5 protein-coding genes, 1 tRNA gene and 1 pseudogene are annotated in these 5,933 nt (G+C 57.3%); 4 read left to right on the top strand and 3 right to left on the bottom strand.

Annotation, left to right across the window (positions count from 1 at the left end; translation table 11 throughout):
• Positions 1 to 909: HipA domain-containing protein (locus tag ACW81B_RS08250; RefSeq protein WP_491579743.1), on the bottom strand; the 909-nt coding region annotated here is incomplete at its 3' end.
• Positions 910 to 948: 39 nt separating this feature from the next.
• A complete protein-coding gene (locus ACW81B_RS08245) occupies positions 949 to 1,212 on the bottom strand; it encodes a helix-turn-helix domain-containing protein (RefSeq protein WP_491579742.1) in 264 nt (87 codons plus the stop codon).
• A 114-nt stretch (positions 1,213 to 1,326) separates the two neighbouring features.
• Between ACW81B_RS08245 and ACW81B_RS08240 the strand changes: the two are divergent.
• Positions 1,327 to 1,665, top strand: a pseudogene (locus ACW81B_RS08240) (hypothetical protein); the annotation flags it as partial.
• Positions 1,666 to 1,707: 42 nt separating this feature from the next.
• Here ACW81B_RS08240 and ACW81B_RS08235 read toward each other — a convergent pair.
• Positions 1,708 to 1,794 (bottom strand) — tRNA-Leu (locus ACW81B_RS08235).
• 137 nt (positions 1,795 to 1,931) lie between these two features.
• Here ACW81B_RS08235 and rnr point away from each other — a divergent pair.
• From rnr to rlmB, 3 genes are all read left to right on the top strand, one after another.
• Positions 1,932 to 4,304 (top strand): ribonuclease R, encoded by a 2,373-nt coding sequence (gene rnr, locus ACW81B_RS08230; protein ID WP_491579741.1) that lies wholly within the window; start codon positions 1,932 to 1,934, stop codon positions 4,302 to 4,304.
• Positions 4,305 to 4,374: 70 nt separating this feature from the next.
• Complete coding sequence (locus ACW81B_RS08225) at positions 4,375 to 5,097, top strand: YiaD family glycine zipper/OmpA-like lipoprotein (RefSeq protein WP_491579740.1); 723 nt, start codon at positions 4,375 to 4,377, stop codon at positions 5,095 to 5,097.
• 45 nt (positions 5,098 to 5,142) lie between these two features.
• The coding region (gene rlmB / locus ACW81B_RS08220) for a 23S rRNA (guanosine(2251)-2'-O)-methyltransferase RlmB (RefSeq protein ID WP_491579739.1) at positions 5,143 to 5,933 on the top strand (791 nt) is incomplete at its 3' end.

Genomic DNA, 5,933 nt, shown 5'->3' with positions numbered 1-5,933 from the left:
GCCATCCGAGTTGCCGGCCAGGACATTGAAGATCTGCCAGCGCAGCAGGTGTTGCGAATCGATGGCGGGATCCGTCGAGGCATTGTGCAGTAACTGATAGCAGTCTGCAAAGCTCGGGCCGCCGTAATCCTGGTATTTTTTCTCAAACCCGTAGCCAAGCGCCTGACAAAAGTCTTCCTGGTGCAGACGTTGCACTTCACCGCGCTCATCCCATACGCGGTCATAGCGCTCGATCTGCGCATAGAAACGCTTTTCAATGGAATGCAATTCGATGTCGACGACGGGTAACCCGATTTGTCTGGCAAGCAAGCTGGTAAACGTTTCATAGGCCGGCAGATGACGATAGTCCGTCAACTCGAATTTCAGGATATGACTGGTGGGTGCTTCGCCTTCGGGAAGAAAATAGTGACCATCCCGGATCAACACCGGGCATTTATCCTGAGCACCTGCCAATGATAGCCGGGGCCGTTTATCCTTCGGCAAGAATGCACAGATCTGGCCGCGCCGGGCAATCAGTTGAGCCAGTTCCTTGTCTGGTAGTGAGCGGTAACTTCGGTCGTCTGACGGGGTGCGCTCCACCGGCAGGATAGAGAGTGCGCCGGCGCACTCGCCGCCGATGGCGCGCAACAAGTCAAAATCGGTATTGGGGATTTTCAGATCACGAACAATGTGCTCGCGAACACCACCCTCGGGCAGCAGGTTGGCAAAAAAACGATGCGCAACACTGGCCTCACTCGAAAAGTCTTCTGTTGTGAGAGGGAGTGTAAGTGAGATGGCGAAGCCATTGTTATTGATCCAGTCTGGCTCATAACGAAACCCAATGGCGCCTACTGGATTTCGCCACAAGTATCCCACCAGGCGATCGTCAAACCAGACGCCGCTCTCGTCCATCCGTGAACTACGCGGCATAAGCACATCCGTGTGCAAAATTGAGTGCATCCGGTTCGATCATGATTTATCTGTTCCGGTTTTTGTACCACCCCTGGGTTGAACGATGACTTCCAGCCCCAGAGTCCGCAAAGCCTTCAGGACTTTCCCAATTTCGGCGGTCTCCTTGCCGCGTTCGAACTCGGACAGAAACCGTGTACTCAGGTTACCGAGTCCGGAGACCGTTTCGAGCGTCAACCCTTTACCTTTGCGGTGGGCGCGCACCAGATGGCCGAGGTCTTCAGTCGTCTGGATCCGCCCGTAAGAGATATCGTTCTTTGTCATCTTTATCAGCCCAGTAATTATACCGTACGGTAAAAATAGCACTGAATTTGGCGTGAATCAATAAAAATATCATGTACGTGATAAATATTGTATTATGGCGAGAGATAGTTAAGAATATATCACGTACAGGAAAATTTTTCCCTGTACCTGTCAGGACTGGGCGATATTTGTAAGCGAACTATCTCAATCTTTCGACAAGGAGGGGGGCTGTATGCCGTCGAGTCACTCACCAATCCGCGCCACCTTGGCCCGGCCGTACTTCACGATGTTCGTCATCTGACAGGGACTGCAATTTACCATCCTGACGATTATGCCGAGCCGCAACAACCCGACGATGCAATGAGACGTACCAATAGATTTGGCGTGCATTACCAGAGTGTCCGGACTGATGGTAAGTGTATCGGTGTGATGCGCCCCAGGGTCTTGTCGGGCACCATCCACTGGCGGGACTTACGTTACCACTACAATAAAAGTGAATGTGATAGGCTACTGAATTGGTGCCGAGGAGAGGACTTGAACCTCCACGGGGTTGCCCCCACTAGCACCTGAAGCTAGCGTGTCTACCAATTTCACCACCTCGGCAATATTGAATCGGTGGATCGCGAATATCGAGAGGCGCGCACTTTACCCCCCGTTATCAGGGTTGTCAATGGCGGCTATACCGGGAATGATCGGTCCCCCGATTTTCCTTTGTCCGCCAAACTGGTTAGCATGCCGCCATGAAAAAACGAAGCCGTAGCAATAAAACCTCCCCGAAAGATCCCTACGCCGAGCGCGAAGCCTCCAAATACAGCAGTCCGATTCCCAGCCGCGAATTCATTATGGCGCGGCTCGAGGAGGTCGGCCGCCTGATGACACGGGAAGAAATTGCCGAGAGTTTCGGCCTGACCAGTGAGGAAGACCTTGAGGCCTTGCGGCGGCGGTTGCGCGCCATGGAGCGTGATGGCCAGCTGTTGCGAAATCGCAAGGGGGGCTATGGCCTGGTCGACCGGATGGATATGGTGCGCGGACGCATCATTGCACACCCGGACGGTTTTGGTTTCCTGGTGCCGGAAGAGGGCGGTGACGATCTGTTCCTGTCGCCGCGGCAAATGCGCGGGGTCATGCACCGCGACCGGGTGGTGGCGCGGGTAACCGGCATAGACCGGCGCGGTCGCCGTGAGGGCGCCATTGTCGAGGTGCTCGAACGCTGTACGCACCGGGTGGTCGGGCGTATCTATTTCGAGAACGGTATCAGTCATGTCGTGCCGGACCACAAACGCCTGACGCACGATATTCTGGTACCGGCGGATCAGGTTGGCGGCGCGCGTCATGGCCAGTTTGTGACCGTTGAGATTATCGAACAGCCGAGCAAGCGTACCGGGCCGGTCGGTCGCGTGGTGGAGGTCATCGGCGATCACATGGCGCCGGGCATGGAAATCGATGTGGCAATTCGTGCGCACGAGTTGCCGCTGGAATGGCCGGATGCCGTCGAGGATGAAATACAGGACCTGTCCGACAAGGTATCGCCGGCCGCCAAACGCGGGCGCGTCGATTTGCGTGATACGCCGCTGGTAACGATAGACGGTGCCGATTCGCGTGATTTTGACGATGCTGTGTTCTGCAGCAAGACGCCCAAAGGCTGGCGTCTGCTGGTTGCTATCGCTGATGTGTCGCACTACGTGAAAAAAGGTACGGCACTGGATACCGAAGCCGAACAGCGTGGTAACTCGGTGTACTTCCCTGAACGCGTTATTCCGATGTTACCGGAAGTCCTGTCCAACGGCTTGTGTTCCCTGAACCCCGACGTCGATCGCCTGTGCATGGTGTGCGAGATGTATATCGATGCCGAGGGCAAGGTGATCCGTACACGCTTCATGGAAGGACTCATGCGTTCACATGCGCGGCTGACCTACAGTGAAGTGGCGGCCATGCTGGTGGACAGGGATACCGGGGTTCGTGCGAAATACAAACCGTTGCTCAAGCCGCTTGAAGAGCTGTACAACCTGTATAAGGTATTCCGCAAGCAGCGCGAGAAACGCGGCGCCATTGATTTCGAGACCACGGAAACGCGCATCGTGTTCGGCAAGGACCGCAAGATCGAGAAGATCGTGCCGGTGGTACGCAACGACGCGCACAAGATCATTGAGGAGTGCATGATTGCCGCCAACGTCAGTACGGCACGCTTCCTCAACCGGCACAAGTTGCCGACCCTGTACCGGGTACACGAAGGGCCGCAGGCCGACAAGCTGGCGGACCTGCGTGAATTCCTCTCCGAACTGGGATTGTCGCTGGGTGGTGGCGACAAGCCGCCCGCGTCCGAGTTTTCAAAATTACTGAAGAAGATCCAGAAACGCCCGGATGCTCATTTAATTCAGACGGTTATGTTGCGTTCACTGTCCCAGGCGCGTTACAGCCCGGAGAATATCGGTCACTTTGGCCTGTCCCGGAGCGAGTACCTGCACTTCACCTCGCCGATCCGTCGTTACCCGGATTTGCTGGTGCACCGTGCCATTCGTCACCATTTACGCACCGAAGCGCGTTATAAAAAACAAGGCAGGAAATCCGGCAAGGTCAATAGTGCCGAGTCGTTCGATTACAGCGTGGCAGACATGGCGGCGATTGGCGAGTACTGCTCCACGACCGAGCGGCGTGCCGACGATGCCACGCGCGATGCAATCGACTGGTTGAAGTGCGAGTACATGCTGGACAAGGTCGGTATGGAATATGACGGTATTGTCACCAGCGTGACCTCGTTCGGTATTTTTGTCGAGCTGAAGGAAATCTATGTGGAAGGGCTGGTGCATATCACCGCCCTGCAGAATGATTATTATCATTTTGACCCGGCCGGGCACCGCCTGCGCGGCGAACGCACCGGCCAGACCTACCGCCTTGGTGATGAAGTGAGGGTGCGTGTGGTGCGGGTTGACCTCGACGAGCGCAAGATGGATTTCGAGCTGCCCGGTGCGTCGGATGACGGCGGCAAGCCGCGTAGCAAGAGCAGGTCGAAGCACAAACGCAAGAGTCGCAACAAGACGAAGCCCGAGGTCAGGGAAGCAAAACCGGAAAACCGGCAGGAAGCGGGTAAAACGTCTGATGAAAGCTGTGACTAAACAAAAAAACGTAAACCAACGCGCCGGCGTGGTGGTCGTAGAAAACGTAGTTCAAGCAGGAGTAAGAAAAATGCATCTGATTCGTAACGCGATAATGGCTGTGCTGGTCATGACACTTGCCGCCTGTGCCGCAGACGACCCTAACCGACGCGCCAAGACAGGCGCTGTGGTTGGCGCCCTTGCCGGCGCCGTGATCGGTAAACAGATCAGCGGTGGCAAGAAGGGCGCGCTGGCCGGTGCCGTGGTGGGTGGCCTTGCCGGTGCCGCCACCGGTAATTACATGGACGAGCAGCAACGCGCCTTTGAAGCGGAACTTGCCGAGGAGCAGCGCCGCAATGATCTTGAAATCCGGCGTCTGCAGGATGAAAGCCTCAAGATCGATGTTTCCAGTGAAGTGTCGTTCGATTTTAACAGCGCCAGTCTGAAGCCGGCATTCCTTCCCACGCTCAACAAGGTGGCTGACATCCTTGTGCGCTACCCGAAAACAACGGTAACCGTGATCGGTCATACCGATAATATCGGTTCCGATGCCTATAACCAGCAGTTGTCCGAACGTCGTGCGCGCAGTGTGATGAATTATCTCATCGATCATGGCGTCGCGGCTTATCGTCTGAATGCCGTTGGCCGGGGAGAAACACAGCCACGAGCGACCAATGCGACAGAGGCGGGACGCCAATTGAATCGCCGTGTCGAGATCCTGGTACGCCCGATGACATCGGATGCCCACGCACCGGCGCCAGCTGCTGATCATCATGCGCCGCCTCCACCACCCGCCGATCATCATTCGCACTAAACCGGGCAGTACACGGCAGTTGCGCGCGCACCAGGCAGTCAGGCTGTGAAAAAAGCTGAACGGGTGTTCGGTCTGCACGCTGTGCGCAGCCTGCTGGAGCGCAACCCGGCGCGTATTTCGCTGTTGCTGGCGCTGGAAACCCGCCGTGACGCCCGCATGGATGAAATACTCGCGCTGGCCGACAAGGCCAATGTGCCGGTACGGCGTGTGGCGCGCCAGGAACTGGATGAGCGTGTCCCCGGTGTCACACACCAGGGCGTGCTGGCGGAAACCGGTGGTGCGCCGGGCCTGGGCGAACACGATCTGCCGGCCTTCATTGAATCGCTGGGCCGGCCACCGTTTCTGCTGATTCTCGACAGTGTGCAGGACCCGCACAACCTCGGCGCCTGTCTGCGCAGCGCCGATGCGGCGGGTGTCGATGCCGTCATTATCCCAAAGGACAAGTCCGCGCCGCTGAACGCCACCGTGCGCAAGGTGGCCTGTGGTGCTGCGGAAACCATACCCGTTGTAAGGGTGACCAATCTGGCCCGCACCCTGCGCGCACTGCGCGATGCCGGTGTGTGGATCTACGGCGCCGCCGGTGAGGCGGAAACCTCGCTCTACGACACAGACCTGAGCGGGCCGCTGGCACTGGTGCTGGGTGGTGAGGGCAAGGGCCTGCGGCGTCTCACGCGCGAGCACTGTGATGGCCTGTTGTCCATCCCGCTGGCCGGCTCGGTCAGTAGCCTGAATGTCTCGGTCGCCACCGGCATCTGCCTGTTCGAAGCACAACGCCAACGTTTCAATGGGGTCAGACGCGATTGGATTTTATTAAAAAGAAACCCGACGGACGCCCT

This window comes from Thiogranum sp. (assembly GCF_058323355.1).
This window is presented reverse-complemented; position numbering and strand designations above follow the sequence as displayed.

Bases quoted from the DNA above. Each gene is read 5' to 3' on its own strand.
- rnr (WP_491579741.1), top strand. From the start codon at position 1,932: ATGAAAAAACGAAGCCGTAGCAATAAAACCTCCCCGAAAGATCCCTAC.
- ACW81B_RS08225 (WP_491579740.1), top strand. From the start codon at position 4,375: ATGCATCTGATTCGTAACGCGATAATGGCTGTGCTGGTCATGACACTT.
- ACW81B_RS08245 (WP_491579742.1), bottom strand. From the start codon at position 1,212: ATGACAAAGAACGATATCTCTTACGGGCGGATCCAGACGACTGAAGAC.